This window comes from Streptomyces sp. NPDC048441, assembly GCF_043200235.1.
Classification (GTDB): domain Bacteria; phylum Actinomycetota; class Actinomycetes; order Streptomycetales; family Streptomycetaceae; genus Streptomyces.
Window position 1 is genome coordinate 543,935 of the sequence record NZ_JBICXM010000001.1, and the last position, 25,621, is coordinate 569,555.

A 25,621-nucleotide genomic window follows, 5' to 3' on the forward strand; every position below is an offset into this window, starting at 1 on the left:
CTCAAACGCCGGACGGGCTGGATATTCCAGCCCGTCCGGCGTTTCCGGTGCGTCAAACCGCGTCCGGACCCCGCTCACCCGTCCGCACCCGCACCACCGTCTCCACCGGAACCGCCCACACCTTCCCGTCACCAATCTTGCCCGTGGCCGCCGCGCGGACGATCGCGTCGATGGTCGGGTCGAGGTCCGCGTCATCCACGACGACCTCGACCCGCACCTTCGGCACCAGGTCCACCTGGTACTCCGCCCCGCGGTACACCTCCGTGTGCCCCCGCTGCCGCCCGTACCCACTCGCCTCCGTGACGGTGAGTCCCTGCACGCCGAGCTCCTGGAGCGCGGTCTTCACCTCGTCCAGGCGGAACGGCTTGATGACCGCGGTTACGAGCTTCATGCGACGGTGCTCCCCTTCATCGGGCTGACCAGGACGCCGTGATCGTAGGCGGTCTCCGCGTGCTGCGTCTGGTCGAGGCCCGTCAGCTCGTCGTCGGGGTCCGCGCGGAAGCCCATGAGCTTGTCGATCGCCTTGCCGATGCCGTACGTGACGGCGAACGTGTACGCCCCCACCACGAGCACCGCCACCGTCTGCTTGCCCAGCTGGGCCAGGCCGCCCCCGTAGAAGAGTCCCTCCGCGCCGTCCGTCATCGTGGCCGTCGCGAACAGGCCGATCAGGAGCGTGCCGACCACGCCGCCGACCAGGTGGACACCCACCACGTCGAGGGAGTCGTCGTAGTCGAAGCGGAACTTCCATGCCACGGCGTACGAGCAGACCACGCCCGCCGCGAGCCCGACCACCGCGGCGCCGAGCACCCCGACGACCCCGCACGCGGGCGTGATGGCGACGAGACCCGCCACCGCGCCCGAAGCCGCGCCGAAGGTGGTGGGGTGGCCGTCCCGGCGCTGCTCCACGAAGAGCCAGCCGAGCAGGCCCGTGCAGCCTGCGAGCAGGGTGTTCAGAAGGGACGCCGCAGCCAGGCCGTTCGCGCCGAGTGCCGAGCCGCCGTTGAAGCCGAGCCAGCCGAACCAGAGCAGCCCGGCGCCCATCAGGACCATCGGCAGGTTGTGCGGGCGCATCGCGTCCTTCTTGAAGCCGATGCGCGGGCCGAGGACGAGCACGAGGGCCAGCCCGGAGGCGCCGGACGCGATCTCGACGACCAGACCGCCCGCGAAGTCGAGCGCGCCGAGGGACGAGGAGATCCAGCCGTCCGGGCCCCACACCCAGTGCGCCACGGGAACGTATACGAGCAGCGCCCAGACCGGCACGAAGACCAGCCAGCCAGCGAACTTCGTACGGTCCGCGATCGAGCCGCTGATCAGTGCCGTGGTGAGGATCGCGAAGGTCAGCTGGAACGTGGTGAAGAGGAGGGTGGGGACCGTCCCCGTGAGCGTGCTCGGGCCGATGCCCGCCATGCCGAAGTGGTCGACGCCGCCGATCAGACCCGCGAACGTGTCGTCGCCGAAGGCCAGGGAGTAGCCGGCGAGCAGCCACACCACTGTGACCAGGGCGATCGAGACGAAGCTCATGAGGAGCATGTTGAGGACGCTCTTGGTGCGGACCATGCCGCCGTAGAAGAGCGCGAGGCCCGGCGTCATGAGCAGGACGAGAGCGGTGGCCGCGAGCAGCCAGGCGGTGTCGCCGGTGTCGGGGCCACCGGCGGCGGCCAGGGTGGTGGTGAGGGAGTGCGACGAGTGCGCGGACTGCACGGGGAATCTCTCCTCCGGGTGGGGGCAGAGGGAGAGCGTCACTGCCGTGCGTTTCCGAACGGGCACCCTCGGGTTTCCGGTGTGTTTCGTGTTGCGGAGGAGTTTCCGGGAGCTCACGGATGTCCCCGCCGACGACGCGCCGATGCCCCGTCGGCGCCTCACCGGCGCCTCCTGGGCACCTCGGCGTGCTGCGGCCCTCTGTCGATCAGGGAGAATGGGCGCCATGAGCGTTCGTACCGAGTCATCCGAGCCGTCCGAGGCCACCCACCGCGCCGGCTTCGCCTGCTTCGTGGGCCGCCCCAATGCGGGCAAGTCCACCCTTACGAATGCTCTGGTCGGCCAGAAGGTGGCGATCACCGCGAACCAGCCGCAGACCACGCGGCACACGGTGCGCGGCATCGTGCACCGTCCTGACGCCCAGCTGATCCTGGTGGACACCCCCGGACTCCACAAGCCGCGCACGCTGCTCGGTGAGCGGCTCAACGATGTCGTACGGACGACGTGGGCCGAGGTCGACGTCATCGGGTTCTGTCTGCCCGCGAACGAGAAGCTGGGCCCCGGCGACCGGTTCATCGCCAAGGAACTCGCCGGCATCAAGAAGACGCCGAAGATCGCGGTCGTCACGAAGACCGACCTGGTCGACAGTAAGACGCTCGCCGAGCAGCTCATCGCCATCGACCAGCTCAGCACGGAGCTCGGCTTCGAGTGGGCCGAGATCGTGCCGGTCTCCGCCGTCGGTGACGAGCAGGTCCAGCTGCTCGCCGATCTGATCGTCCCGATGCTTCCCGAGAGCCCGCCGCTCTACCCCGAGGGCGACCTCACGGACGAGCCCGAGCAGGTCATGGTCGCCGAGCTGATCCGCGAGGCCGCGCTCGAGGGCGTGCGGGACGAGCTGCCGCACTCCATCGCGGTCGTGGTGGAGGAGATGCTGCCGCGCGAGGACCGCCCCGCGGACAAGCCGATGCTGGACATCCACGCGAACGTCTACATCGAGCGGCCCAGCCAGAAGGGCATCATCATCGGCCCGAAGGGCAAGCGGCTCAAGGAGGTCGGGATCAAGTCCCGCCAGCAGATCGAGGCGCTGCTCGGCACGCCGGTCTTCCTGGACCTGCATGTGAAGGTCGCCAAGGACTGGCAGCGCGACCCGAAGCAGCTGCGCAAGCTCGGCTTCTGAGCGGCGGCCAACTATCAGGGGCTACTCCACGCCCCTGATCCGCGTCACCAGCACCGCTCCCGCCAGGCCCACCGCCGCCGCCACCAGGTACAGCACCCGATAGCCGCCCAGGTAGGTCACGATCGGGGCCGCGATGGCGGGGGCCGCCACCTGGGGCAGCGAGTTGGCGATGTTGATGACGCCCAGGTCCTTGCCCCGGTCCATCGCCTTGGGGAGTACGTCCGTCATCAGGGCGAAGTCCACCGACGTGAAGACCCCGAAGCCGATGCCGAGCACTGCCGCCGAGACGATCGCCCCTGGCCAGGTCTGCCACAGGGCGAGCAGGCCCGTGGCCACCGCCATCAGCGTCCCCGCCCAGATCACGAACGGCTTGCGGCGCCCGGTCCGGTCCGACCAGGCGCCGCCCACCACGACCGTGGCGAGCATCGTCACGCCGTTCACGGCCGTCAGGATCAGGACGCCCTCTTCGGGGTCGGAGCGGTGCAGGCGGTCCCGCAGGAAGTAGAGAAGGTAGAGCAGCACCACCGAGTTGCTGACGTTGATCAGGAAGCGGGTCAGCCACGCCCAGGCCAGGTCCGGGTAGCGGCGCGGGCTCAGCCAGAAGCCCGCGAGGAATTCCCGCCGGTTCCACGGCGGCCGGTCGGCGGCGTCCAGGCGCAGGTCCCGATGGCGTACGACATAGGGCAGCACACCCGCCACCGTGAAGACCGCACATGCCGCGTACCCCGTGACCGTCCCGCCGGGCACCGTCGCGAGGCCGGTGCCGACGACCACGCCGAGCAGCTGCGCCGCCCCGAGCCAGCCGCCCACCGAGCCCCGCTGGAGCCGTGGCACCCGGTCGGGTACGGCAGCGGTGACCGCGGCGAACGCGGCGTTCAGGGTGAGCTGGACCAGGCACCAGCCCGCCGCCATCCACCACACCGAGCCCGCGGCCGAGAGCAGCAGGAGCGAGGCGGCGCCGCCCGCCGCGCCCGCCACGATCCACGGGGTGCGCCTGCCCCAGCGGGACGTCGTGCGGTCCGAGAGCGCTCCGAAGAGCGGGTTCGCGGCCAGCGAGACGACCGCGCCGACCCCCGTGACCCACGCGAGGACGGTCTCCTTCGACGTGCCGGCCGGGGCCAGGTTCTCCGCCTGCACGGCGAGCAGGATCTGTAGCGGGCCGTACCAGCCCACCCAGATCGCGCCGTTGGCGACCGAAAGTGACGTCGTCCAGCCCCGGCCGACCCGGTTGACGGGCTCCCGCAGGGCGCTGGCGGTCATGCGCGCTGCGCCCGCAGCGTCTCGCGCAGCCATGCGTACGACGCCTTCGGGGTGCGCTCAAGGGTGGTGTAGTCGACGTGGACCAGACCGAAGCGCTGCCGGTAGCCCTCCGCCCACTCGAAGTTGTCCATGAGGGACCAGACGAAGTAGCCGCGTACGTCCACTCCCTCCTCCAACGCCCGGTGCAGCGCCCGTATGTGGCCGTCGAGGTAGTCGATCCGCCGCTGGTCGTCGATTCCCTCGTACGAGCAGCCGTTCTCGGTGATCACCAGGGGAGGCAGGCGGTCTCCGTACCGGTCGCGGAAGTCGATGAGCAGCTCGGTGAGTGATTCCGGGACCACCGGCCAGCCGAAGTCCGTCACCGGGCGGCCCGCTATCTCCCTTGGGGAGAAGGGGAGTTCGGGTGGGAGCGTGAGGCCGGAGAACTCCGTCGGTGTCGCCGCCGGGAGCGGCGCGCCCACCTTGGTCGGCTGGTAGAAGTTGATGCCGTACCAGTCGATCGGTTCCGCGATGACCTTCAGGTCCGCTTCGAGGTCGTCCGCTGGCATCAACTCGCCTATGCCTTCCGGGTATTGACCCAGGAGCAACGGGTCAGCGAAGAGGCGGTTGAGCAGTACGTCGTAGAAGTCCGCCGCCTCCGTGTCCGCCGCCGATGACGACGCGGGCCAGGTCGGGCCGTGCGAATTGGCGATGCCGATGTCCGTGACGCCCGCCGCGCGCAGTGCCCGTACCGCGAGGCCATGGGCGAGCAGCTGGTGGTGCGCCACCGGAAGCGCGTCGAACATGAGCTGTTCACCGGGCGCGTGCTGGCCGAGCGCGTGGCCCAGGAGGGTGTGCTCGGCGGGTTCGTTGAGGGTGATCCACTTCTTGGCCCGGTCACCGATGCGGTCCGCCACCACGGCGGCGTACTCGGCGAAACGCTCGGCGGTGTCCCGCCGCAGCCAGCCGCCCGCGTCGGCGAGTGCGAGGGGCGTGTCCCAGTGGAAGAGGGTGGGGACAGGACGTACGCCCGCCGCGCACAGCTCGTCGACCAGGCGGTCGTAGAAGTCGAGGCCCGCGGCGCTCATCTCGCCCGCCCCCGTCGGGAGTACCCGCGGCCACGACACCGAGAAGCGGTACGCGTCCACCCCCAACTCCCGGATGAGCGAGACGTCTTCGCGGTAGCGGTGGTAGTGGTCGCAGGCGATCGCGGCCGTCGTGCCGTCCTTGACCCGGCCCGGCATCGCGGTGAACGCGTCCCAGACGGAGGGGCCGCGCTCGTCGACGGCGCCCTCGATCTGGTGAGCCGATGTGGACACCCCCCACACGAAATCGCGGGGGAACTGAGGAATCGCCGCACTCGCCGCACTCGCTGCCATGGGCGCGATCTTCCGTACGGCCGAGTACGGAAGTCAATGGGCGTACGCCAGAAAAGGTGAACACCGCTCAAGTTTTACGAGCCGTTCTCCTATGCCCCTTCCTCTCCTACGCCCCTTCCTTCAGCACTCGCGTGATCAGCTTCCGCTGCGGATCGGTAAGGCGTGGATCCGAGCAGTACACCGTGTGCCCGTCGATGGTGAGCTGGTAGTTGAAGCCGTCAGGCACCCCTATGGGCGGCGTGCCCCGGCCCTCGGCCAAGGCCTGTTCGGCCAGGGCGTGCCACTCGTGGGCATCGGGCAGTTCCGAGGTGTCGATCTCGGCGTCCCGCTCGATGCCCGCGAATCCTCCCGTGCGCTTCACCTGGATACGCATGGGTCCTGTCTACTCCATGGGGAGGTCAGTTGGTAGGCACCCCGACCTGGGACCACGCCTTCAGGACGGCCTGGTGCTCCTCGCCCTCGCCGTACTTGTCGCGCGAGGCGGCGACCGTCAGCTTGGCGAAGTCCGCGAAGGACGCGTCCTGCGCCAGCTGCCCGCCGGTCAGGACGGCGTACCAGATCTGCCCGGCCCGCTCCCACGCGTTGCCGCCGAGCGACTCGGCGAGCAGGTAGAAGGCGTGGTTGGGGATGCCGGAGTTGATGTGCACGCCGCCGTTGTCGCGGCCCGTGCGGACGTAGTGGTCCATGTCGGCGGGCTGCGGGTCCTTGCCGAGCACATCGTCGTCGTAGGCCGTGCCCGGCGCCTTCATGGAGCGCAGGGCCGTGCCGGTGACGCGGGGCGCGAGCAGGCCCGCGCCGATCAGCCAGTCGGCCTCGGTGGCGGACTGGCCGAGCGTGTACTGCTTGATGAGCGAGCCGAAGACGTCCGACATCGACTCGTTCAGGGCGCCGGGCTGGCCGAAGTACGTGAGGTTGGCCGTGTACTGCGTGACGCCGTGGGTCAGCTCGTGGCCGATGACGTCGACGGGGATGGTGAAGTCGAGGAAGATCTCGCCGTCACCGTCGCCGAACACCATCTGCTCGCCGTTCCAGAAGGCGTTGTTGTAGTCCTTCGAGTAGTGGACGGTGGCGTTCAGCGGCAGGCCGTGGCCGTCGATGGAGTTGCGCTGGTAGGTCTTCAGGTACAGCTCGAAGGTCGCGCCGAGACCCGCGTACGCGCGGTTGACGGTCGCGTCCTTGCCGGGCTTGTCGCCCTCGCCGCGGACCTTGCGGCCCGGCAGCTCGGTGCCGTGCCTGGCGTCGTAGATCGTGCGGTGCGGCTTCTCGGCGACCGCGTCCTTGGGCGGGGTGACGGACGGGGCGCCGATGACCGTGGTCAGGCGGCGGTGGGTGCGCTCGATGGCGTCCCGCTCCAGGGTGCGGCGGGCGGGACCGGCGAGCGTGGCGTCGTCACTCTGGGCCAGAGTGTCGAGAACGTGAGGCGGGATGATGGAGCAGAAGACAGGCTCGAAGCCTGGATTGGTGGCCATGGCGGCAATGTGGCACTGGGTCATGCCGCTGTCACTACCTGCCACCATGATTAGTGAAATAGAGGTATTGATCACCTCTTACCCGTAACCTAACCGCGATCCCGCATACTGATACGGATCCGCGCACACGGCGCGGCTCGGCTAGGCTGCGGAGCATCATGCGTTACGGGCTGCTTCTCCTCCTTAGCTGCCGCGGCGAGGGCCTGTAGTCGAGGCCGACCCCCTCCCCGCGGAGTTCGGTGTTGCTCGCGAAGCGACCGTCGGCCGTCCTTAAGGACACTCCCGAGGAGCCCCCGCATCATGGCGATCAAGCCGAATTTCCAGCGCGCCACCTCCATGCCGGTCCACAAGTACGGCCAGTACGACCAGGTGGACATCCCCGACCGCACGTGGCCCGACAACCGCATCACGGTCGCTCCCCGCTGGCTCTCCACGGACCTGCGTGACGGCAATCAGGCACTGATCGACCCGATGTCTCCCGCCCGCAAGCGCGAGATGTTCGACCTGCTCGTCCGCATGGGCTACAAGGAGATCGAGGTCGGCTTCCCGTCCTCCGGGCAGACGGACTTCGATTTCGTACGCTCGATCATCGAGGACGGTGCGATCCCGGACGACGTCACGATCTCCGTCCTGACGCAGGCCCGCGAAGAGCTGATCTCCCGCACCGTCGAGTCGCTGGTCGGCGCCAAGCGCGCCACCGTCCACCTGTACAACGCGACCGCGCCCGTCTGGCGCGAGGTCGTCTTCCGTGGCTCGAAGGACGCGGTCAAGCAGATCGCCGTCGACGGCACGCGCCTGGTCATGGAGTACGCGGAGAAGCTGCTGGGCCCCGAGACGGTCTTCGGCTACCAGTACAGCCCCGAGATCTTCACGGACACCGAGCTGGACTTCGCCCTGGAGGTCTGCGAGGCGGTCTGTGACGTGTGGCAGCCCGCGGAGGGCCGCGAGATCATCCTCAACCTGCCCGCCACGGTGGAGCGTTCGACGCCCTCCACCCACGCGGACCGCTTCGAGTGGATGTCCCGGAACCTGACCCGGCGCGAGCACGTCTGCCTGTCCGTCCACCCGCACAACGACCGCGGCACCGCCGTCGCCGCCGCCGAGCTGGCCATCATGGCCGGCGCCGACCGCATCGAGGGCTGCCTGTTCGGCCAGGGCGAGCGCACCGGCAACGTCGACCTGGTCACGCTGGGCATGAACCTCTTCTCGCAGGGCGTGGACCCGCAGATCGACTTCTCCGACATCGACGAGATCCGCCGCAGCGCCGAGTACTGCAACCAGATGGAGATCCACCCCCGCCACCCGTACGCGGGCGACCTCGTCTACACCGCCTTCTCCGGCTCCCACCAGGACGCCATCAAGAAGGGCTTCGAGGCGATGGGCATCCGTGCCGAGCAGCAGGGCAAGACGGTCGACGAGATCGAGTGGGCCGTTCCGTACCTGCCGATCGACCCGAAGGACGTCGGCCGTTCGTACGAGGCCGTGATCCGCGTCAACTCGCAGTCCGGCAAGGGCGGCATCGCCTACGTCCTGCAGAACGACCACAAGCTGGACCTGCCGCGCCGTATGCAGGTCGAGTTCTCGAAGATCATCCAGACGAAGACCGACTCCGAGGGCGGCGAGGTCACCCCGGCCGCGATCTGGGGCATCTTCCAGGACGAGTACCTGCCCAACCCGGAAAACCCGTGGGGCCGCATCCAGGTCAAGAACGGCCAGACCACCACGGACAAGGACGGCACGGACACGCTCACCGTCGAGGCGACGGTCGACGGCGCCGACACGATCCTGACCGGCACCGGCAATGGCCCGATCTCGGCCTTCTTCCAGGCGCTGCAGGGCATCGGCATCGACGTACGCCTCCTGGACTACCAGGAGCACACGATGAGTGAGGGAGCCTCCGCGCAGGCCGCTTCGTACATCGAGTGCGCGATCGGCGACAAGGTGCTGTGGGGCATCGGTATCGACGCGAATACGACACGTGCGTCGCTCAAGGCCGCGGTTTCCGCGGTGAACCGCGCGGCTCGCTGAGCCCACTCCGCGCCGCGCGCTGACCGACTCAGCGCCTCCTCGCGCACCTCTTCAAGGACACTTCCGACTCCCGGACGGGCTCATCTCGAGCCCGTCCGGCGGTCGTCTACCGGCCATCTCTCGTGCAGGGTGCTGACGCCACATCAACAATGTGGCTAACATCACGCCCAACGCGGCAATGTGGCCGGGGCGTTACGGAGGTGCGTGGTGCTGCCAGATCGGGGACGAATCGGCCGGGAATCCCGCATCTTCGGCAGGCCTGTATCGCGCGGGCGGGTCCTGCGCAGGCGCGTGATCGGCGTGCATACGGCCTGGACCACCGTGGGGGACGGCGAGTTCTTCTGCCCCGGCTGCGGTGGTGACCGCAACTACCAACGGCGCACCGGTCGTCGCCGCTTCGTTCTGCTCGGCCTTCCGGTCCTGCCGCGCGGTGCCGCGGGCCCCATCGTCGAGTGTGCCGCCTGCGGCGACCACTTCGGCACGGACGTTCTCGGCCATCCCACGACCACCCGCCTCTCGGCGATGGTGCGCGACGCCGTGCACACCGTCGTCCTCGCGATCCTCGCCGCGGGCGGCACTTCATCGCGTACGACGCTCGACGCGGCCGTCGGCGCGCTGCGCGGCGCGGGGTACGACGACGCCTGCGAGGAACAGCTCGTCGCGCTCGTCGAGGCGCTCGCCGCGGACACCGGACGGGCGACCGTGCCGGACGTCGACCCCGGTCTCGCCATAGAGCTCCACGAGGCGCTCGACCCGCTGGCCCCGCACCTCGCCCCGGCCGGCCGGGAGTCGATCCTCCTGCAAGGCGCCCGCATCGCGCTCGCCGACGGCCCGTACACACCCGCCGAGCGCGAGGTGCTCGCCACGGCGGGCGGTGCGCTGACCATCGGTGCGGACGAGGTGACACGGCTGATGGTGGCGGCGCGGACGACACACTTCTGATGCCTCCGGGAGCCCACGGCTCCGTACTCCCGTGGGAGTAGCGCGACTTCGTCGCCTCCCCACGTCGTACGCCTCAACTCGCCCTCGCGCCCGACGGATCGCGCGGGCCGCTCCGGAAGGGTTGGCACCGACCTGCCAACCTGCCGGAAGGAGGCCCGTCATGCGGGCCGAACAGACCACCGCACGACGGTGACGAGCCGCTGAAGTTTTTCAGCCCGTCCGGTGATTGAGGACGAACTCGGCGAAGCCGGTGATCGACGGTACGCATCGGTCCGGCGGAGCCAGGGGATTCGGGTAGGGGCGGGCTTGGGGAAAGGAAACCGCCCCCGCCCTACAACAACCCCGCCCCCGCCAAGAACTTCCCCACCCGCTCAACCTCCCCGGAGGACAACGGCACCTGCGGCTCCGCAGTGGCCGGGCAAGCGATCACACCCCGCAGATACAGCGCCGCCTTGAACGCCCCGAGGGCCGACGAACTGCCGCCCATCCGCGCGGAATCCCCGACCCGCACCATCCCGAAAAGACCGCACAACCGCTCCTGTTCCTCCCGGGCCCGCCCCCAGTCCCCCTCCCGGCAGTAGCGGTAAAGCCGCGCATAGCCCTCCGGATCCACGTTCCCCAGGCCCGGCACCACCCCGTCCGCCCCCATCGCCAACGCCGCATCCACCGTCGTCTCCGACCCCGTAAGCACACTGAACCCGGAGACGTCCGCCCGCCCCCGCGCACCGAGCACCACGTCCCGGAAGCTCCCCTCCTCCCCGCTGGAGTCTTTCAGCCCTGCGAGGACCCCCTCGGCGGCCAGCTCCAGGACGAGCCCCGCGTCCAGTTTGGAGTGGACGGCGACCGGCAGGTCGTACGCGAAGACCGGCACCGAGGACCGCGCCGCCACAAGCCGGAAGTGGCGTGCGATCTCCGCCGGGTGTGTGCGCGTGTAGAAGGGGGCCGTCACCACCACCCCGTCCGCCCCCGCCTCCGTCACCGCGCGGACGTGGTCCAGGACCCGTGGCGTCGCCATGTCGATCGCCCCTGCCAGAACCGGGAGTTGGCCCCCCACGTGCCCCGCCACCGTCTCGATGACCAGCCTCCGCTGGCCGTCCGTCAGGTACGCCGCCTCCGATGACGAGCCGAGCACGAAGAGACCGTCGACCCCGCCCTCCACCAGGTGATCCACCAGCCTTGTGAGCGACGGTGTGTCCACCTCGTGGTCCGGTGTCAGAGGGGTGCAGACGGGCGGGACGACACCGGTCAGCGGGGTGGGCATGGTCATGGATTCTCCCTGGGGCTCGCGTCCGTGGCGGCGGACTGGATCACTAGCTCGTGCGTGGACTGGCCGTCCCGTACGGGGTGGTGGCAGCGGTAGCGGTGCCCCGATCGCCCCGATCCCTCCGTCGAGGCGAAGTCAGGCATGGTGGCGGCGCAGGCCTCGTCCGCCTTCCAGCACCTCGTGCGGAACGGGCACCCGCTCGGTGGCCGGGTGGCCGACGGCACCGGGCCCGCGAGCGGGATCGGGTCGATGGGGTCGAGCAGGCCGGGAGTCGCGGAGAACAGCGCGCGCGTGTACGGATGCCGCGCTCTGTCCAGGATCTCCTCCGCCGGTGACTCCTCCACGATTCTGCCCAGATACATGGTGATGACCCGGTCGCTCATCCGTCGAACCGTCTGGATGTCGTGCGACACGAAGACCAGGGCGAGGCCGAGCCGCTCCTTCAGATCCAGGAGGAGGTTGAGGATCTGGGCGCGTACGGAGACGTCGAGTGCGCTCGTCGGCTCGTCCGCCACCACAAGGTCCGGTTCGAGGGCCAGTGCGCGCGCGATCGCCACGCGTTGGCGTTGCCCGCCGGAGAGTTGGCCCGGCAGCCCGTCCGCCAGGACCTTGGGGAGGCCTACCAAGGACATCAACTCGCGGACGCGGTCGGTGCGTTGAGCCGAGGTGCCCACCCTGTGTACGTCCAGCGGGTCACGGAGGATCTGCCGCACCGTCAGCCTGCGGTTCAGCGCCGTCGACGGGTCCTGGAAGATCATGCCGGTGTTCCGGCCGATCGCCACCCGCCGCTCGGCGGGCTTCATCGTCCACAGGTCCTGGCCTCGGAAGGACACCGTGCCCGCCGTGGGCCGCTGCACCCCCACGAGGACCTTCGCCAGCGTCGACTTGCCGCACCCCGACTCGCCCACGACGCCCACCGTCTCGCCGGGCGCGATGGTCAGATCGGCGCCGGTGAGGGCGTACACGCGGTCCCGCGAGAGCAGCCCGCCCGAGCGCGCCCGGTGTACGACGTGCGCGCCGGAGAGGGTGATCAGGTCTTCGGGCTGTCCGGGCTGTCCGGGCTGTTCGGTCGTCACTTGAGCGCCTCGCTTCCCCTGGGCTCCGGCACTCGCGGCGGCTGTTCCGCCGGATGGTGGCAAGCGATGGAATGCCGTGCTCCGCCCACGAGTTCGGGTGCCGTCGTCCGGCACACCTCGCTCGCGAGAGGGCATCGGTCCGCGAAACGGCACCCTGCGGGGAAGTCGGCGGGGGACGGTACGACGCCCTTGATCTGCGTCAGGCGTTCCGCCGCCGATTCGAGCGAGAGCACCGAGCCGAGCAGGCCGCGCGTGTAGTGGTGCGACGGCGTCTCGACCAGGTCCGCCGTCACGCCCGTCTCGACGATCTGGCCGCCGTACATCACGACCACCCGGTCGGTGACGTCCGCGACGAGGGCCAGGTCGTGCGATACGAGGATCAGGGCAAAGCCGAGCTCCTCGCGCAGGCGCAGGAGGAGTTGAATCACCTGGGCCTGGACCGTGACGTCCAGTGCCGTCGTCGGTTCGTCCGCGACGATCAGCTTCGGGTCGCGGGAGAGCGCCATGGCGATCAGGACGCGTTGCCGCTGGCCACCCGACAACTCATGGGGGTAGCTGCGCAGGGTGCGCTCCGGGTCGAGGCCGACCAGTTCGAGGAGCTCGACCGATGTGCGGCGGCCACCCCTTCGTACGACCTGTTTGAGCTGGGAGCGGACCGTCATCGCCGGGTTGAGGGACGACAGCGCGTCCTGGTAGATCATCGCCATGTCGTGGCCCAGGAGTCTCCTCCGGGCGCGCATCGGCATGTCGATCAACTGCTCGCCGTTGAACGTCACGTGGCCGCCGATGCGGGCGCCCTTCGGCTCCAGGCCCATCACGGTCAGCGCGGTGAGCGACTTGCCGCAGCCCGACTCGCCCACCAGGCCGAGGACTTCACCCGGCCGCACGTGGAAGCTGATGCCGTCGACGATGTCCACCCCGCCGTGGCGGGCGTCGAAGCCGATCGCGAGGTCGGAGACCGTGAGGACCGGTGTCCCCTCGGGCAGCGGGCGTGCGCGCGAGCGCAGGCGTTGGGCCGCCGCTGTCAGGCCCGGCAGTTCAAGGACCTTGCCGCTGCCAGGCTCGGGAGCTTCGAGGCGGTCCTCGCGGTCCTCCTTGCGGGCCGTGCCCGGCACATCGCGCGTCACGGGCGCCGCCCACGCGTCCGAGACTCCCTCGGAGAGGATGTTGAGGGAAAGGACCGTGATCAGCATCAGGAGGCCGGGGAAGACCGTCGCCCACCAGCCGCCGAGCAGCACCATGTTCTTGCCGTCCGCGATGACGCTGCCCCAGGACGGGTCCGGGGGCCGTACGCCCGCGCCGATGAACGACAGCGAGGCCTCGAACACGATGGCCTCGGCGACCTGCACCGTGCAGAACACCAGGATGGGCGCGGCGCAGTTGATCGCCACGTGCTTGATGAGGATGTGCGGGGTGCGTGCGCCGACGATGCGTTCGGCGACGACATAGTCCTCGCCGTACTGATCCATCACATTCGCGCGTACGACCCGTGCGATCGGCGGCGTGAACAGAAACGCGATGGCGCAGATCAGGACGAGGATGCCGCCGCCGAAGACGGCCACGAGGACCGCCGCGAGCGCGATGCCGGGGAACGCCATGACGATGTCGAGGCACCGCATCAGCGTCTCGTCGACCGCCTTGCGCGAGGTCGCCGCGATCGCGCCGAGCACCGCGCCGACGATCAGGGCGAGCAGGGTCGCCCCGAGCCCGATCGCCAGGGACCAGCGTGCCCCGTACATCAGCCTGCTGAGGATGTCCCTGCCGAGACTGTCCTGCCCCATCCAGTGACTGCCCGAGGGGTGTCCCGTGCCGTCGGCCTGCGGCTGCTGGTCCAGTGGGTCGTGCGGGGCCAGCAGCGGTGCGAAGAGCGCCACGAAGACGACCAGGCCGACCACTCCCACCGCGACGCGGGAGAGTACCGGCAGCCTGCGCAGGGAGCGGATCCGGATGCCGGGCCGTGCGAGGCGCTCGGTCAGAGCCTTGCGGGACGTGATCATCAGGCAGTCCCCCTCAGGCGCGGATTGACCAGCAGATGGAGAATGTCCAGGACCAGGTTCACGACCACGAAGCCGACGGCTGTCGTGATGACCACTCCCTGCACCACCGCCGGGTCGCCGTTCTTCACGGCGTCGATCATCAGCTTGCCCATGCCCGGCAGCGAGAAGATCGTCTCGATGACGACCGCGCCGCCGAGCAGATAGCCGACGCGCAGGCCGAGCACCGTCAGGGGGTTGATGAGGGCGTTGCGCAGGACGTTGCGTCCGACGACCACGACCGGTGGCAGGCCGCTGCCGATCGCCGTCCGTACGTAGTCCTTGTCGAGCTCCTCGACCACCGCCGTACGGATGATGCGCGTGAGCCCGGCGGCCACGGGGAGCGAGAGCGCGAGGGCGGGCAGCGTCATCGTCTTGAGCCAACCGGTGAAGGAATCACCGGGGTTGACGTATCCGCCGGTCGGGAACCAGCCCGCCTCCACCGCCAGGTACTGGATCATGAGCAGTGCCAGCCAGAAGCCGGGTGCCGCCACTCCGGTCAGCGAGACGACGCGGATGAGCTGGTCGGGCAGCCGGTCACGGTAGATCGCGGCGGTCACACCGAGCAGCAGCGAGATCACCACCGCGATGCCGAGGCCCAGGAACGTCAGCTGCACGGTGAGCGGCAGCGCGGTGGTGACCTGGTCCACCACCGGTGAGCGGGTGAGCACGCTGATGCCCATGTCGCCCTGGAGCAGATCGCCGACGAAGGCGACGTAGCGCACCGGCAGCGGATCGAGCAGCCCGTTCTCCTGGCGGAACTGGTGCAGTTGCTCCTGGGTCGGATTGGCCCCCTGGAAGAACGCCGACGCCGGATCGATGTCCGAGAACCGCATCACGAGGAAGACGAACAGCACGATGCCGAGCAGCAGCGGGACGAGCAGGGCGAGGCGGCGGGCCAGGATTCTGAAGATCGCGGTCACGTCGTACGACTCCCAACGGTCAACGGTCTTGCTGTGTGGGCTACTTGGCCCACTTGGCCTGGAGGAGGTTGATGCCTGGGTAGGGCTGGGCCTTGATGCCCGTGAGCTTCTTCGGGTCCCACGCGGTCATCAGCTCGTTGTGGACGACGGGATAGATCACCGCCTGCTCGGCGACGATGTCGATGTAGTCCTGGACCATGGCCTTCTTCTTGGCCGCGTCGGGTTCGCGCGTCGCCTGGTCCATGTCCTTGAAGAGCTTCTTGGCCGTGGAGTTGCCGGCCCAGTGGGCGTAGCCCATCCACAGGTTCTCGGGCCCGTAGTTGTAGTGCATGATCAGGTCGGGGTCGATGCCGAACTGGTTGGGGTTCGATGCCGCCGCGACGACCTGGTAGTCCTTCTTCTGGTCCATCTTGGTGAACACGGCCGTCGTCTCCTGCGGGTCCAGCGTCGTCTTCACACCGATCGCGTCCCACGAGGCCTTGATGGTCGGCAGGCAGTCGACGATCCAACTCACGTTCACCGCCATGAGGTTGATCGACAGATCCGTGACCCCGGCTTCCTTCAGGAGCTTCTTCGCCTTCTTGGGGTCGTACGCGTAGACCGTCTTCGCCGGGCGATAGGCGGGGTTGGACTCGTTGAGGAACGAGGTCGACGCCTTGCCGTGCCCCTTGAGGGCGACCTCGATCATCTTCCCCGTGTCGATGGCGTAGTGCAGCGCCTGCCGCACGCGTACGTCGTCGAAGGGCTTGTGCGCGGTGTTGAACATCAGGAACAGGTTGTTCATCCCCGCCCCGCCCTCGACGGTGAGCCCGCCCTTCTTGAGCTGCTCGATGTTGGCGTACGGGATGTTGTCCGCGATCTCCGAGTCCGCGCTGCCGCCGGAGATCTTCGCGACGCGGGGCGCCGCGTCCACGATGGTCAGCCAGTTCATCTTCTTGAAGGCGGCTTTGCGCGGGCCGTTGTAGTCGTCGAACGCCTCGAAGGTGGTGTTGGACTTCGGGTGGTGCGCCGCCTGCTTGTACGGTCCCGAGCCCACCGCCTTGCCCTTGGTCGCGTCGTCCCAGGCGCCGGGCTTGGAGAAGACGTGCTTCGGCATGATCTTGGCGAGGGAGAGGCGGGCGAGGCCGTCGGGGAAGGGGAACTTGAGGACGAGCTCGACGGTCGTCGCGTCGACCTTCTTGACCTCCTTCAGCCAGCTCTCGAAGAAGCCCTTGGCCAGGGTCTGCGTCTTCGGGTCCAGGATGCGGTCGAAGACGAAGACCACGTCGTCGGCGTTGACGGGCTTCCCGTCGTGCCACTTGGCGCCGGGCCTGAGCGTGAACTTCCAGGTGGTCGCCTTGTCGTCGGACGGGACCTCCGTGGCGAGCGCGGGATACGGCTCGCGCGTGATGGGGTCGGTGTTGAGGAGCCCCTCATAGATGTGTTCGTTGCCGGCCATCGCGAAGGCGGACGCGGTCTGCGTCGGGTCCCAACTGCCGTCGTTCCCATAGCCGATGACGGCGGTGAGGGTGGAGTCGCCGCCCTTCCCACCGCCGTCTCCGGCGTCATTCGTGGACTCGGGCCCGGATGAACAGGCGGAGAGCGTGGTAGTGATGGCGGCGGCCGCGCCCAGCGCACCGGTGTACTTGAGGAAGGACCGACGGTCCGGCGCGGGCCCGGTGCGTGTGGTGGATGAGCTGATGCTGATCTTCTGGTCGCTCACTGTGTCTCCCTTGAGAGATCCCACGTCCTACGTCGTAGTGGCGTGGCGACCATAAGAGCGCCGCGAGAGCCGGTCAAGAGATCGCGCACGGATCCGGTCCGGGCGTCATCCGGGCCGTCGTGCCAGCTGCAACCCCGGCCGTCCTGAACGATGTTGGTCCGGAGGTGGGACGTGGGATGTCATCCGTGCCTACGATGTGCCACATGCCTCAGGAGCCAGTCCGCGAACGGCGCGTGGGCAGTCAAGTCCAGCGCAAAGTCATGCAGTTGATCCTCGACCGGGGGCTGAAGCCCGGCGCCCTGCTGCCCACCGAGGCCGAGCTGATGGAAGCGCTCGGGGTCAGCAGGAACTCGGTGCGCGAGGCACTCAAGGCGCTCCAGGCCCTGGACATCGTGGAGATCAGACACGGCTACGGGACGTACGTGGGGCAGGTGTCGCTGACGCCGCTAGCCGACGGGCTCACCTTCCGTACGTTGGTGCAACCTGCCGACGACACCCACGCGTTACTGGAGATCCTGCAACTCCGGGAGGTCATCGAGGAGGGCCTGGTGCGGCGGATAGCGGTGCTGCTCACCGATGAGGAACTGTGCCAGCTGGAGGCTCTGGTAGGGCGGATGGAGGAGTCGGCGGACACGGGGGCGGTCTTCCCTGAGCTCGACCGCGAGTTCCACGAGACGCTCTACCGCTCGCTGGGCAACGAGCTGGTGCCGCAGCTGCTCGGCGCGTTCTGGAACGTCTTCAACCGGGTGGCGGGGGTGCGGGGATGGGCCCGCGATCCGGCGCCGGAGGTGACGGTGCGCAGACACCGGGACATCGTGACGGCGCTGCGGGCGCGGGACGTGGAGGGGGCTCAGCGGGCGATGGCGGATCACTTCCGGGGGATCGAGGCGCGGGCGGGCCAGGAGTCGAGGGGCGTGGGATGAGCGCAGGGGATGGGACGAGTGCAGGGGATGGGACGAGTGCAGGGCGCGGGATGAGACTGGGTCACTTCTATGACCGGGTTGCGTCACTGGGGTACGGCGGTGACTACAACCCGGAGCAGTGGGGCCCCGAGGTCCACGCCGAGGACACCGAGCTGATGCGCGAGGCGGGAGTGAATCTCGTGACGCTCGGGATCTTCTCCTGGGCGACGACGGAGCCCGCCCCGGGCGCGTACGACTTCACCTGGCTGGACGGCCACATGGACCGCCTCGCGGAGGCGGGCGTCGCGGTCAGCCTCGCCACGATGACGGCGTCCCCGCCCCCGTGGCTGACCCGCCTGCACCCGTCGACCCTCCCGGTCCTGGAGGACGGCACCCGCCTGCACCCCGGCTCACGCCAGCACTGGTGCCCGTCGAGCCCGGTCTACCGCCGCTATTCGGTACGCCTCGCGGAACGCCTGGCCACCCGCTACGGCACCCACCCCGCCCTCGCCCTCTGGCACATCGGCAACGAATACGGCTGCCACATCTCGCGCCACTGCCACTGCGAGGTGTCGACGGCGGCGTTCCGTACGTGGCTGCGGGCGCGCTACGGGACGGTGGCGGCACTCAACGAGGCCTGGTCGACGGACTTCTGGTCGCAGCGGTACGGCACGTTCGAGGAGGTCCACACCCCGCGCAAGGCCCCGTCCTTCCGCAACCCGGCCCAGCAGCTGGACTACTGGCGCTTCTCATCGGACGAACTCCTCGCGTGCTACCTGGCGGAGAAGGAGGTACTGACCCGCATCACGCCGGACATCCCGGTCACGACGAACTTCGTCCCGATAGCGAAAACCCTGGACCTGTTCACCTGGGCCCCGCACCTGGACGTGGTGGCGTACGACTCGTACCCCGACCCGCACGATCCGGATTCGCTCCACCGAACGGCCTTCTCGTACGACGTCATGCGCGGCCTGAAGGGCGGACAGCCGTGGCTGCTCCTTGAGCAGGCACCGGGCGCGGTGAACTGGCGCGAGCGCAATGGCAGAAAGCCGCCGGGCCGGATGCGCCTCGACAGCTGGCAGGCGGTGGCGCACGGCGCGGACTCGGTGCTGTTCTTCCAGTGGCGGCAGTCGCGCGGGGGAGCGGAGAAGTTCCACTCGGCGATGGTGCCGCACGGGGGAGCGGGGACGCGGATCTTCCGGGAGGTACGGGAGCTGGGCGCGGAACTCGCGACCCACCCCCAGCTGCTCGGCTCAACTCCCGAGCGGGCGGACGCGGCGCTGCTCCTGGACTGGCCGAGCTGGTGGGCCCTGGAACTGGACGCGCACCCGAGCGCGGACGTCACGCTCCTTGACGCGGCCCTGGCCCACCACAAGCCGCTGTATGACGCGTCGGTGGCGTGCGATGTGTTGCCGGTAGACGCCGACTTGACCGAATACCGCTTGCTCCTGATCCCCAACCTTTACTCGGTATCGAAGGAGACCGCGGCACGAATTTCCTTGTACGTCCGGGCTGGCGGCACCCTGGTCATGTCCTACTTCTCCGGAATCACGGACGAGAACGACCGAGTCCACCTCGGCGGCTACCCGGCCCCCTTCCGCGAGCTCCTCGGTGTACTGGTGGAGGAGTTCGCCCCGGCCCCGGACGGCACCTGGGCGGAGGAGATCCACCTGGAGGGCGCGGAGACGGTGATCTCGTTCCCCGACGGCGGCCCGGCGGTGACCCGCCACGCGTACGGCGAGGGAGTCGCCTGGTACCTGGGCACGCGCCCCGCCCCCAAGGAGATGCGGGAACTGCTCGACCGGGTGCGAGCGGAGTGCGGCGTGACCCCGGTCCTGCCGGACCTCCCGGAGGGGGTGCAGGCGCGGACGCGGGTGACGGGGGAAGGAGAGCGGTTGCACGTGCGGATGGATGCCCGGGACTGTTCGGTGGACGTGATCCGCGGTTGATTTACCTCATCCGGGTGAGGGTGTCGGGCAGTGGGACGTCTACCTGACCAGTGCGGTGGATCAATGGCTGAACGATCCCGCTGGCTGAGCGGCGGTACGCGGAGTACGTCGCTGACCGTGAGAAGGAGCTGGGGAAGTGAGCGGACACATCAAGTGGTCGGCCAGTGGACACCGTGAGCGGGCGGAGGAGCTGTCGGGAGGGCGCGACGCGTTCCTCGAAGGCGCCGAACGCGTACTCGCCGAGGCTCGCGCCTGGCGGCTGGCCGAGATGCGCCAGGAGCGCGGCTACACCCAGGCGCAAGTGGCCGAGCGCATGAACGTGAGCAAGGGCAGGGTCTCTCAGATCGAGAGCGGCCAGGTGTCCGGTACGGATGTGGTGGCGCGCTATGTCGAGGCGCTGGGAGGCAGCCTGGTGATGGTCGCGGTGTTCGGTGACGGGGAGCTGCGGAAGGTCGGGTGAGAGCCCTCGGGGGCTTCACGGCTTCCGGGCGCTGAAGCGCAGGCCCCCGCTCTCCGGGTGGCGGTCGACGACCGGGTTCGTGAAGCCGGCGGCTTCCAGACGTGCGGGCAGGGCCGCCGGGGGCAGGGTGTTCATCGTGTCGCGGAAGTGCAGCAGGCGGAAGCGGAGGCTTGGTTGGCTGTCGCTGCCTGCGAACGTGCCGCCGGGGCGCAGTACGCGGAACGCCTCCGCGAAGATGCGGTCCTGGAGTGCGTCGGTGGGGACGTGGTGCAGCATCGTGAAGCACACCACCGAGGAGTACGTGGCGTCGGGGAGCGGCATGTCCGCGCCGTCCGCGTGCAGGATGCGGGCCCGGTCGCCCCACTCGCGCTCCAGGAGGCGGACCGTGTCGCCGTCGATCTCGACCGCCGTGAGGCTGGGGACCTGGTCGACCAGGACGCGCAGATTCGCGCCGTATCCCGGGCCGATCTCCAGGACCTCGTCGCCGAGTTCGACGTCTTCGAGGGCCCAGGGGAGGATGCGGTCCTTCACTGTCTGGGCCCACTCATCGGAACTGCACAGCTTGCGATGCGCTCGGTTCATTGGCATACCGGTGACGCTAGGCCGGGTCGCGCGATGTCCGCCACGGGCTAGGCTGCCGTGTCATGTCGCAGACCGGACACTCCTATCGGGCGTTGACTGCGATCTTCGTCGGCGACTTCACCATGCCGCGCGGCGTGAAGTTCGCGACGCACGATCATCCCGTGCATCAACTCGCCTGGTCCGCCAAGGGTTTGCTCCGGATCCGGACCGACTCCGGCTCCTGGCTGCTGCCACCCTCCCTCGCCCTGTGGATCCCCGCCGGTCTGCCCCACGCGACGGAGGCCGAGGGTGACACGGTGATGCGCAGCCCGTACGTCGACCCGGCGCGCTGCCCCGAATCCGCCGCCTGGACCGAGCCGACGGTCCTTGCGGCGGGGCCCCTCCTGCGAGCCCTGATCGACCACTTGCTCCGCACGGACCTCGACCTGGACGCGCGATCGCGCGCGGAGCGGGTTCTTCTCGACGTGCTGCACCCCGTCCCGGTGACGAGCATCTCCGTGACGGAGCCGAAGGATCCGCGCGCGGGGGAGGTCGCGGCGGCGCTGGCCGCCGATCCCTCCGACGGGCGCCCCCTTGAGGCCTGGGGCCGCACCGTCGGCGCCAGCGCCCGCACCCTGGCCCGGCTCTTTGTCGCCGAGACGGGCCTCGCGTTCGGGCAGTGGCGGGAGCAGTTGCGGATGCAGGCCGCGATGCCGCTGCTCGCCGAAGGGGCGACGATCGAGGCGGTGGCCGCGAGGGTCGGCTATGCCTCGGCCAGCTCGTTCGTCGCCGCGTTCCACCGCATCGTGGGGCTCACCCCGCGCCAGTATTTTCCCGTGCGGCAGCAGGGACCGCAGGGTTAGCTTTCCGCCATGCCCGAACTCCAGCGTCTGCGCTCCGATCACGCTCTCGCCCTCCTCGCCTTCGAGCGGGAGAACCGCGAATACTTCGCCCGGTCCGTCCCCGATCGCGGTGACGCCTACTTCGCCGAGTTCGACGCCCGCCACGAGGCCCTGCTCGCCGAACAGGCCGCCGGGAGCTGTCAGTTCCACGTACTGGTGGACAGCGAAGGCACGGTCGTCGGGCGGGTCAACCTCCTCGACCTGGCGGACGGCGAGGCCGAGCTCGGCTATCGCATCGCCGAGAGCGCGGCAGGCCGTGGCCTCGCCACCGCCGCCGTACGGCAGGTGTGCGGTCTTGCCGCCGACACGTACGGACTGAGCGCGCTGCGGGCAGCCACGGACGCGGGCAACGCCGGGTCACGGGCCGTGCTCGTCCGTACGGGGTTCCTGATCGTGGACGAGGTGGAGAAGGAGGGGGAGGGGCTCGTCGAGATTCGCTACCGCCGTGAAGGGCTGGCCAACGAAAAGGGCAAGAGGGAGTAACCACCTCTTGCCACTATCAAGATATAGCGCACTGGGGGGCTTGCGGCAAGGCCCCGGTCGTGGGGCAGAATCCATCGCCGAAGCCAGAAACTGCCGTAAATGGGGGATTCACGAAGTGCGTGCGTTGATGTCGGTTAACGGGACCACCACCAGTGCGACGAGCAGTGCGACGACCAGTGCGTTCGACCTTCCTGACCATCTCTCCCCCAAAGCCGACCCCAAGCTCATCGACCGCGACGATCAGCACTTCGCGGCCATCGCTCAGAGCCTGGAGCAGTCGATCGCCGAGCTGTCCGACCGCCTCGACGCCGCGCGCATGGCTCCCGGCGGCCTCGGCCGGGAGGCGATGGACCGGGACCTGGAGATCCACCGGCTCACCGGCCGCCTGCGTGCCCTGCGCCGCTTCGGCCTCGACCTCTGCCTCGGTCACATCGTCAGCGAGGACGACCCCGAGCCCGTATACATCGGGCGGCTCGGCCTCACCGACAGCACGGGCCGTCGGCTGCTGCTCGACTGGCGCTCTCCTGCCGCCGAGCCCTTCTTCGCCGCGACCCACGCGCATCCGAAGGGCCTGGTGAGCCGCCGCAGGTACCGCTGGACGCGCGGCCGGATCAGCGACTACTGGGACGAGGTGTTCACCGCCGACGGACTCGAAGGGCACGCCGCGCTTGACGACCAGTCCGCCTTCATCGCCAGCCTCGGCAGCAACCGGTCGAGCCGTATGCGCGACGTGCTGTCCACCATCCAGTCCGACCAGGACGCCATCATCCGGGCGGGATCACGCGGCGCTCTCGTCGTGGACGGCGGCCCTGGTACGGGCAAGACCGTCGTCGCCCTGCACCGCGCCGCCCACCTCCTCTACTCCGACCCCCGCCTCGGTCACCGTCGCGGCGGCGTGCTCTTCGTCGGCCCCCACCAGGCCTACCTCGCCTACGTCGCCGATGTCCTGCCCAGCCTCGGAGAGGAGGGCGTACAGACCTGCACCCTGCGCGACCTCGTCACCGAGGGAGCCGCAGCCGTGGCCGAGACCGACCCGGAAGTCGCCCTCCTGAAGTCGTCCGCAGACCTGGTCAAGGCGATCGAACCCGCCGTCGGCATCTACGAAGAGCCGCCCACCAAGGGCATGACGGTCGAGACCCACTGGTCCGACATCTGGCTGAGCGCCGCCGACTGGGCCGTGGCCTTCGAGGCCGTGGAACCGGGCACCCCGCACAACGAAGCGCGCGACCAGATCCAGGAAGAGCTGTTCACGATCCTGTTCGACAAGGACGACAGCGACGCGTCCCCCGAGCTCTTCCGGAGGTCGCTGCTCCAGAACAGGGAGCTGATCACCGCCCTCAACCGCGCGTGGCCGATGCTCGAAGCGACCGACCTCGTCGGAGACCTGTGGTCGGTACCCGCCTACCTGCGCAAGTGCGCTCCCGGTCTCGGCCCCGACGACGTACGAAAGCTCCAGCGGGCCGCCGACGCTCAGGCCTGGACCGTCTCCGACCTGCCGCTCCTCGACGCGGCACGGCAGCGGCTCGGCGACGCGGAGGCGTCAGCGCGCAAGCGGCGGCACGAGGCCTCCGTCACCGCCGAGCGTGCGCGCCGCGCCGACGCCATGTCCAGCCTGCTCCAGAACGTCGAGATCGACGAGAGCGAAGGCGCGTTGGGGATGCTGCACGGACGGGACATGCAGGACACCCTCATCGACGAGAGCGGGATGGTGGGCACCGCTGAACCGGACGCGCTCGCGGGGCCGTTCGCCCACATCATCGTGGACGAGGCCCAGGAACTCACCGACGCGGAATGGCAGATGCTGATCCTGCGGTGTCCGTCCCGGAGCTTCACCATCGTCGGTGACCGCGCCCAGGCCAGGCACGGGTTCACGGAGCCGTGGCAGGAACGGCTCGAGCGGGTCGGCCTCGACCAGATCGACGTGGCCTCCCTGAGCGTCAACTACCGCACGCCGGAAGAGGTGATGGCTGAGGCCGAGCCTGCCATCCGCGCGGCGCTTCCGGACGCCAATGTGCCGACCTCCATCCGGAGCAGCGGAATCCCCGTCCTGTACGGGCCCGTCGCCGACCTGGACTCGATCCTCGACACGTGGCTCGGGGCGCACGCCGAGGGGACCGCCTGCGTCATCGGCGATCCCACGTTCCGGGCAACGCCTCGCGTACGGTCGCTGACTCCGTCGCTGTCGAAGGGGCTTGAGTTCGACCTGGTCGTCGTCATCGACCCGGAGTCGTTCGGCGAGGGCATCGAAGGAGCGGTCGACCGCTATGTCGCTATGACGCGGGCGACGCAGCGGCTGGTCATCCTGACGAGCTGAGGTCTCCCACGAAGGCGGTCCAGGCTTCGGCGCTCAGTAGCAGGGCGGGGCCCTGGGGGTTCTTGCTGTCCCTTACGGGGACGACCCCGGGGAGTCCGTCGGCTACCTCGACGCAGCTGCCGCCCTCGCCGTTGCTGTAGCTGCTCTTGCGCCAGCGGGCGGCGCCTATGAAGTCGTACGCGACCTCCAGGCACTCCTCCCCGCCGTCTCCGCCGCTGTAGCTGCTCTTGCGCCAGTTGGCGTTGCTCAGGTCGTACTCGCGCATCGTCTGAAATCCTCCGACGTCGAATCGATCAGATCCAGGGACGCCTCCGGCGACAACGCGACGGCCCTGAGCTGATCGTAAGACGCCGCCGTCCGCTTCACCACAGCCGGATCGTCCAGCAAGTTCCCCGAAAACACCGCCTCTGTATAGACAGTTGGTGGGGCGTCCTCGAACTCCATCAGCCTCATCATCTTTCCCATCGGCGAATACGCCCCGGCCGCGAACGGGAGTACCTGGAGCAGCACCTTGCGCTCGCGCACCGTCGCCGCGATGTGATCGAGCTGCCGGGTCATCGTCTCGGGTCCGCCGACCGGCATCCGCAGCACTGTCTCGTGCAGGATCGCCCAATACACGGGCCGTGTAGCGTCCTTGAGGAGCGCCGCGCGGTCCATGCGAGCCCTCACCAACTCCTCGACGTACTCGTCGGTGGCGAGCGGATTACTGCCGAGGAAGACCGCTCGCGCGTACTCGGGGGTCTGTAGCAGCCCTGGGACCACCGCCGGAGCGAAGTCGCAGATCTCTGTGGCCAGCCGCTCAAGCTCTGCGGCGTGCGCGAAGTACTCCGTATACGGCTGCTCCTTGATGAGCTTGCGCCACATCCGCCCGAAAAAGCCATCGGTTTGTAGGACCTCATCGATCCGCTCCGCCACATCCAACTGCGGTTTCCGAATAGCCTGTTCGAATTGGCCGACGTATCCGCCGGAAACAAATACCCGCATCCCCAGCGCCGACTGCGTAAGCCCCGCTTCCTCCCGCCGTCTCTTCAACTCCGCTCCGAAGAACTCCCAAGCCGCCTGTCGTGAACCATTGGCCATAGCCAACCGCCTTCCACTGCCCCGCAGTTGTAGGAGACAG

The 25,621-nt window shown here is 69.0% G+C and carries 23 protein-coding genes; 9 read left to right on the forward strand and 14 right to left on the reverse strand.

Annotated features, from left to right (window positions below):
- Positions 1-52 precede the first annotated feature (52 nt).
- Both ACGFSB_RS02375 and ACGFSB_RS02380 read right to left on the reverse strand, forming a co-directional pair.
- Complete coding sequence (locus ACGFSB_RS02375; RefSeq protein WP_393392799.1) at positions 53-391, reverse strand: P-II family nitrogen regulator; 339 nt, start codon at positions 389-391, stop codon at positions 53-55.
- A complete protein-coding gene (locus ACGFSB_RS02380) occupies positions 388-1,701 on the reverse strand; it encodes an ammonium transporter (protein WP_393392802.1) in 1,314 nt (437 codons plus the stop codon). The genes ACGFSB_RS02375 and ACGFSB_RS02380 overlap by 4 nt, the downstream gene beginning before the upstream one ends.
- Before the next feature lie 214 nt (positions 1,702-1,915).
- On the opposite strand from ACGFSB_RS02380, the gene era reads away from it, so the two are divergent.
- Entirely contained in the window at positions 1,916-2,875 is a 960-nt protein-coding gene (gene era / locus ACGFSB_RS02385; protein WP_393392805.1) for a GTPase Era, read from the forward strand.
- Between the two features lie 21 nt (positions 2,876-2,896).
- On the opposite strand, the gene ACGFSB_RS02390 is transcribed toward era, so the two are convergent.
- The 4 genes from ACGFSB_RS02390 to ACGFSB_RS02405 form a co-directional block, all read right to left on the reverse strand.
- On the reverse strand, positions 2,897-4,135 hold the full coding sequence (locus ACGFSB_RS02390; protein WP_393392808.1) for an MFS transporter: 1,239 nt from the start codon (positions 4,133-4,135) through the stop codon (positions 2,897-2,899).
- On the reverse strand, positions 4,132-5,493 hold the full coding sequence (locus ACGFSB_RS02395; RefSeq protein WP_393392811.1) for a GH1 family beta-glucosidase: 1,362 nt from the start codon (positions 5,491-5,493) through the stop codon (positions 4,132-4,134). Before ACGFSB_RS02395 ends, ACGFSB_RS02390 begins: the two co-directional genes overlap by 4 nt.
- Before the next feature lie 106 nt (positions 5,494-5,599).
- Entirely contained in the window at positions 5,600-5,866 is a 267-nt protein-coding gene (locus ACGFSB_RS02400) for a protealysin inhibitor emfourin (RefSeq protein ID WP_393392813.1), read from the reverse strand.
- A 25-nt stretch (positions 5,867-5,891) separates the two neighbouring features.
- Complete coding sequence (locus ACGFSB_RS02405) at positions 5,892-6,962, reverse strand: M4 family metallopeptidase (protein WP_393392816.1); 1,071 nt, start codon at positions 6,960-6,962, stop codon at positions 5,892-5,894.
- 300 nt (positions 6,963-7,262) lie between these two features.
- On the opposite strand from ACGFSB_RS02405, the gene leuA reads away from it, so the two are divergent.
- Both leuA and ACGFSB_RS02415 read left to right on the forward strand, forming a co-directional pair.
- Complete coding sequence (gene leuA / locus ACGFSB_RS02410) at positions 7,263-8,990, forward strand: 2-isopropylmalate synthase (RefSeq protein ID WP_393392819.1); 1,728 nt, start codon at positions 7,263-7,265, stop codon at positions 8,988-8,990.
- Between the two features lie 207 nt (positions 8,991-9,197).
- Positions 9,198-9,932, forward strand: coding sequence for a TerB family tellurite resistance protein (locus ACGFSB_RS02415; protein WP_393392822.1), 735 nt, complete (start codon positions 9,198-9,200; stop codon positions 9,930-9,932).
- A gap of 331 nt (positions 9,933-10,263) precedes the next feature.
- On the opposite strand, the gene ACGFSB_RS02420 is transcribed toward ACGFSB_RS02415, so the two are convergent.
- Genes ACGFSB_RS02420 through ACGFSB_RS02440 form a run of 5 tightly spaced genes read right to left on the reverse strand, consistent with a single transcriptional unit; the run spans position 10,264 to position 16,930 of the window.
- On the reverse strand, positions 10,264-11,199 hold the full coding sequence (locus ACGFSB_RS02420) for a dihydrodipicolinate synthase family protein (RefSeq protein ID WP_393392824.1): 936 nt from the start codon (positions 11,197-11,199) through the stop codon (positions 10,264-10,266).
- Positions 11,196-12,272 carry an oligopeptide/dipeptide ABC transporter ATP-binding protein gene (locus ACGFSB_RS02425; protein WP_393392827.1) on the reverse strand — a complete coding sequence of 359 codons (1,077 nt, stop codon included), beginning with the start codon at positions 12,270-12,272 and terminating at the stop codon, positions 11,196-11,198. The genes ACGFSB_RS02420 and ACGFSB_RS02425 overlap by 4 nt, the downstream gene beginning before the upstream one ends.
- Positions 12,269-14,269 (reverse strand): dipeptide/oligopeptide/nickel ABC transporter permease/ATP-binding protein, encoded by a 2,001-nt coding sequence (locus ACGFSB_RS02430; RefSeq protein WP_393392830.1) that lies wholly within the window; start codon positions 14,267-14,269, stop codon positions 12,269-12,271. Before ACGFSB_RS02430 ends, ACGFSB_RS02425 begins: the two co-directional genes overlap by 4 nt.
- Positions 14,269-15,228 (reverse strand): ABC transporter permease, encoded by a 960-nt coding sequence (locus ACGFSB_RS02435; protein WP_393392833.1) that lies wholly within the window; start codon positions 15,226-15,228, stop codon positions 14,269-14,271. Before ACGFSB_RS02435 ends, ACGFSB_RS02430 begins: the two co-directional genes overlap by 1 nt.
- Before the next feature lie 40 nt (positions 15,229-15,268).
- Positions 15,269-16,930 carry an ABC transporter substrate-binding protein gene (locus tag ACGFSB_RS02440; protein WP_393392836.1) on the reverse strand — a complete coding sequence of 554 codons (1,662 nt, stop codon included), beginning with the start codon at positions 16,928-16,930 and terminating at the stop codon, positions 15,269-15,271.
- Positions 16,931-17,124: 194 nt separating this feature from the next.
- Here ACGFSB_RS02440 and ACGFSB_RS02445 point away from each other — a divergent pair, with 194 nt between their 5' ends.
- The 3 genes from ACGFSB_RS02445 (at position 17,125) to ACGFSB_RS02455 (ending at position 20,241) form a co-directional block, all read left to right on the forward strand.
- Complete coding sequence (locus ACGFSB_RS02445) at positions 17,125-17,853, forward strand: FadR/GntR family transcriptional regulator (protein WP_393393783.1); 729 nt, start codon at positions 17,125-17,127, stop codon at positions 17,851-17,853.
- A 50-nt stretch (positions 17,854-17,903) separates the two neighbouring features.
- Positions 17,904-19,781, forward strand: a complete 1,878-nt coding sequence (locus ACGFSB_RS02450; protein WP_393392839.1) for a beta-galactosidase — start codon at positions 17,904-17,906, stop codon at positions 19,779-19,781.
- A gap of 136 nt (positions 19,782-19,917) precedes the next feature.
- Positions 19,918-20,241: a helix-turn-helix domain-containing protein gene (locus ACGFSB_RS02455; RefSeq protein WP_393392841.1), complete on the forward strand. Its 324-nt coding sequence runs from the start codon at positions 19,918-19,920 to the stop codon at positions 20,239-20,241.
- A 15-nt stretch (positions 20,242-20,256) separates the two neighbouring features.
- Here the strand turns inward: ACGFSB_RS02455 and ACGFSB_RS02460 are convergent, their stop codons facing one another.
- Positions 20,257-20,829, reverse strand: a complete 573-nt coding sequence (locus ACGFSB_RS02460) for a class I SAM-dependent methyltransferase (RefSeq protein ID WP_393392844.1) — start codon at positions 20,827-20,829, stop codon at positions 20,257-20,259.
- Positions 20,830-20,885: 56 nt separating this feature from the next.
- Between ACGFSB_RS02460 and ACGFSB_RS02465 the strand changes: the two genes are divergently transcribed.
- The 3 genes from ACGFSB_RS02465 to helR all read left to right on the forward strand — a co-directional run bounded on the left by ACGFSB_RS02465 (position 20,886) and on the right by helR (position 24,501).
- Positions 20,886-21,665, forward strand: coding sequence for an AraC family transcriptional regulator (locus ACGFSB_RS02465; RefSeq protein ID WP_393392847.1), 780 nt, complete (start codon positions 20,886-20,888; stop codon positions 21,663-21,665).
- A gap of 9 nt (positions 21,666-21,674) precedes the next feature.
- The gene (locus ACGFSB_RS02470; protein ID WP_393392850.1) at positions 21,675-22,187 is read left to right on the forward strand and encodes a GNAT family N-acetyltransferase; all 513 of its coding nucleotides are present in this window, start codon (positions 21,675-21,677) and stop codon (positions 22,185-22,187) included.
- 127 nt (positions 22,188-22,314) lie between these two features.
- The gene (gene helR, locus ACGFSB_RS02475; protein ID WP_393392852.1) at positions 22,315-24,501 is read left to right on the forward strand and encodes an RNA polymerase recycling motor ATPase HelR; all 2,187 of its coding nucleotides are present in this window, start codon (positions 22,315-22,317) and stop codon (positions 24,499-24,501) included.
- Here the strand turns inward: helR and ACGFSB_RS02480 are convergent.
- Positions 24,485-24,766, reverse strand: coding sequence for a DUF397 domain-containing protein (locus tag ACGFSB_RS02480; RefSeq protein WP_393392854.1), 282 nt, complete (start codon positions 24,764-24,766; stop codon positions 24,485-24,487). The two genes, helR and ACGFSB_RS02480, sit on opposite strands and share 17 nt — an antisense overlap.
- Positions 24,748-25,581: a helix-turn-helix domain-containing protein gene (locus tag ACGFSB_RS02485; RefSeq protein WP_393392856.1), complete on the reverse strand. Its 834-nt coding sequence runs from the start codon at positions 25,579-25,581 to the stop codon at positions 24,748-24,750. The genes ACGFSB_RS02480 and ACGFSB_RS02485 overlap by 19 nt, the downstream gene beginning before the upstream one ends.
- Positions 25,582-25,621 lie beyond the last annotated feature (40 nt).

Excerpts from the sequence above, each read along its gene's own strand:
- ACGFSB_RS02375 (WP_393392799.1), bottom strand. The coding sequence starts at position 391 with ATGAAGCTCGTAACCGCGGTCATCAAGCCGTTCCGCCTGGACGAGGTG.
- era (WP_393392805.1), top strand. The coding sequence starts at position 1,916 with ATGGGCGCCATGAGCGTTCGTACCGAGTCATCCGAGCCGTCCGAGGCC.
- ACGFSB_RS02390 (WP_393392808.1), bottom strand. The coding sequence starts at position 4,135 with ATGACCGCCAGCGCCCTGCGGGAGCCCGTCAACCGGGTCGGCCGGGGC.
- ACGFSB_RS02395 (WP_393392811.1), bottom strand. The coding sequence starts at position 5,493 with ATGGCAGCGAGTGCGGCGAGTGCGGCGATTCCTCAGTTCCCCCGCGAT.
- ACGFSB_RS02400 (WP_393392813.1), bottom strand. The coding sequence starts at position 5,866 with ATGCGTATCCAGGTGAAGCGCACGGGAGGATTCGCGGGCATCGAGCGG.
- ACGFSB_RS02405 (WP_393392816.1), bottom strand. The coding sequence starts at position 6,962 with ATGGCCACCAATCCAGGCTTCGAGCCTGTCTTCTGCTCCATCATCCCG.
- leuA (WP_393392819.1), top strand. The coding sequence starts at position 7,263 with ATGGCGATCAAGCCGAATTTCCAGCGCGCCACCTCCATGCCGGTCCAC.
- ACGFSB_RS02420 (WP_393392824.1), bottom strand. The coding sequence starts at position 11,199 with ATGACCATGCCCACCCCGCTGACCGGTGTCGTCCCGCCCGTCTGCACC.
- ACGFSB_RS02430 (WP_393392830.1), bottom strand. The coding sequence starts at position 14,269 with ATGATCACGTCCCGCAAGGCTCTGACCGAGCGCCTCGCACGGCCCGGC.
- ACGFSB_RS02445 (WP_393393783.1), top strand. The coding sequence starts at position 17,125 with ATGTGCCACATGCCTCAGGAGCCAGTCCGCGAACGGCGCGTGGGCAGT.
- ACGFSB_RS02450 (WP_393392839.1), top strand. The coding sequence starts at position 17,904 with ATGAGACTGGGTCACTTCTATGACCGGGTTGCGTCACTGGGGTACGGC.
- ACGFSB_RS02460 (WP_393392844.1), bottom strand. The coding sequence starts at position 20,829 with ATGCCAATGAACCGAGCGCATCGCAAGCTGTGCAGTTCCGATGAGTGG.
- ACGFSB_RS02465 (WP_393392847.1), top strand. The coding sequence starts at position 20,886 with ATGTCGCAGACCGGACACTCCTATCGGGCGTTGACTGCGATCTTCGTC.
- ACGFSB_RS02470 (WP_393392850.1), top strand. The coding sequence starts at position 21,675 with ATGCCCGAACTCCAGCGTCTGCGCTCCGATCACGCTCTCGCCCTCCTC.
- helR (WP_393392852.1), top strand. The coding sequence starts at position 22,315 with ATGTCGGTTAACGGGACCACCACCAGTGCGACGAGCAGTGCGACGACC.
- ACGFSB_RS02480 (WP_393392854.1), bottom strand. The coding sequence starts at position 24,766 with ATGCGCGAGTACGACCTGAGCAACGCCAACTGGCGCAAGAGCAGCTAC.
- ACGFSB_RS02485 (WP_393392856.1), bottom strand. The coding sequence starts at position 25,581 with ATGGCCAATGGTTCACGACAGGCGGCTTGGGAGTTCTTCGGAGCGGAG.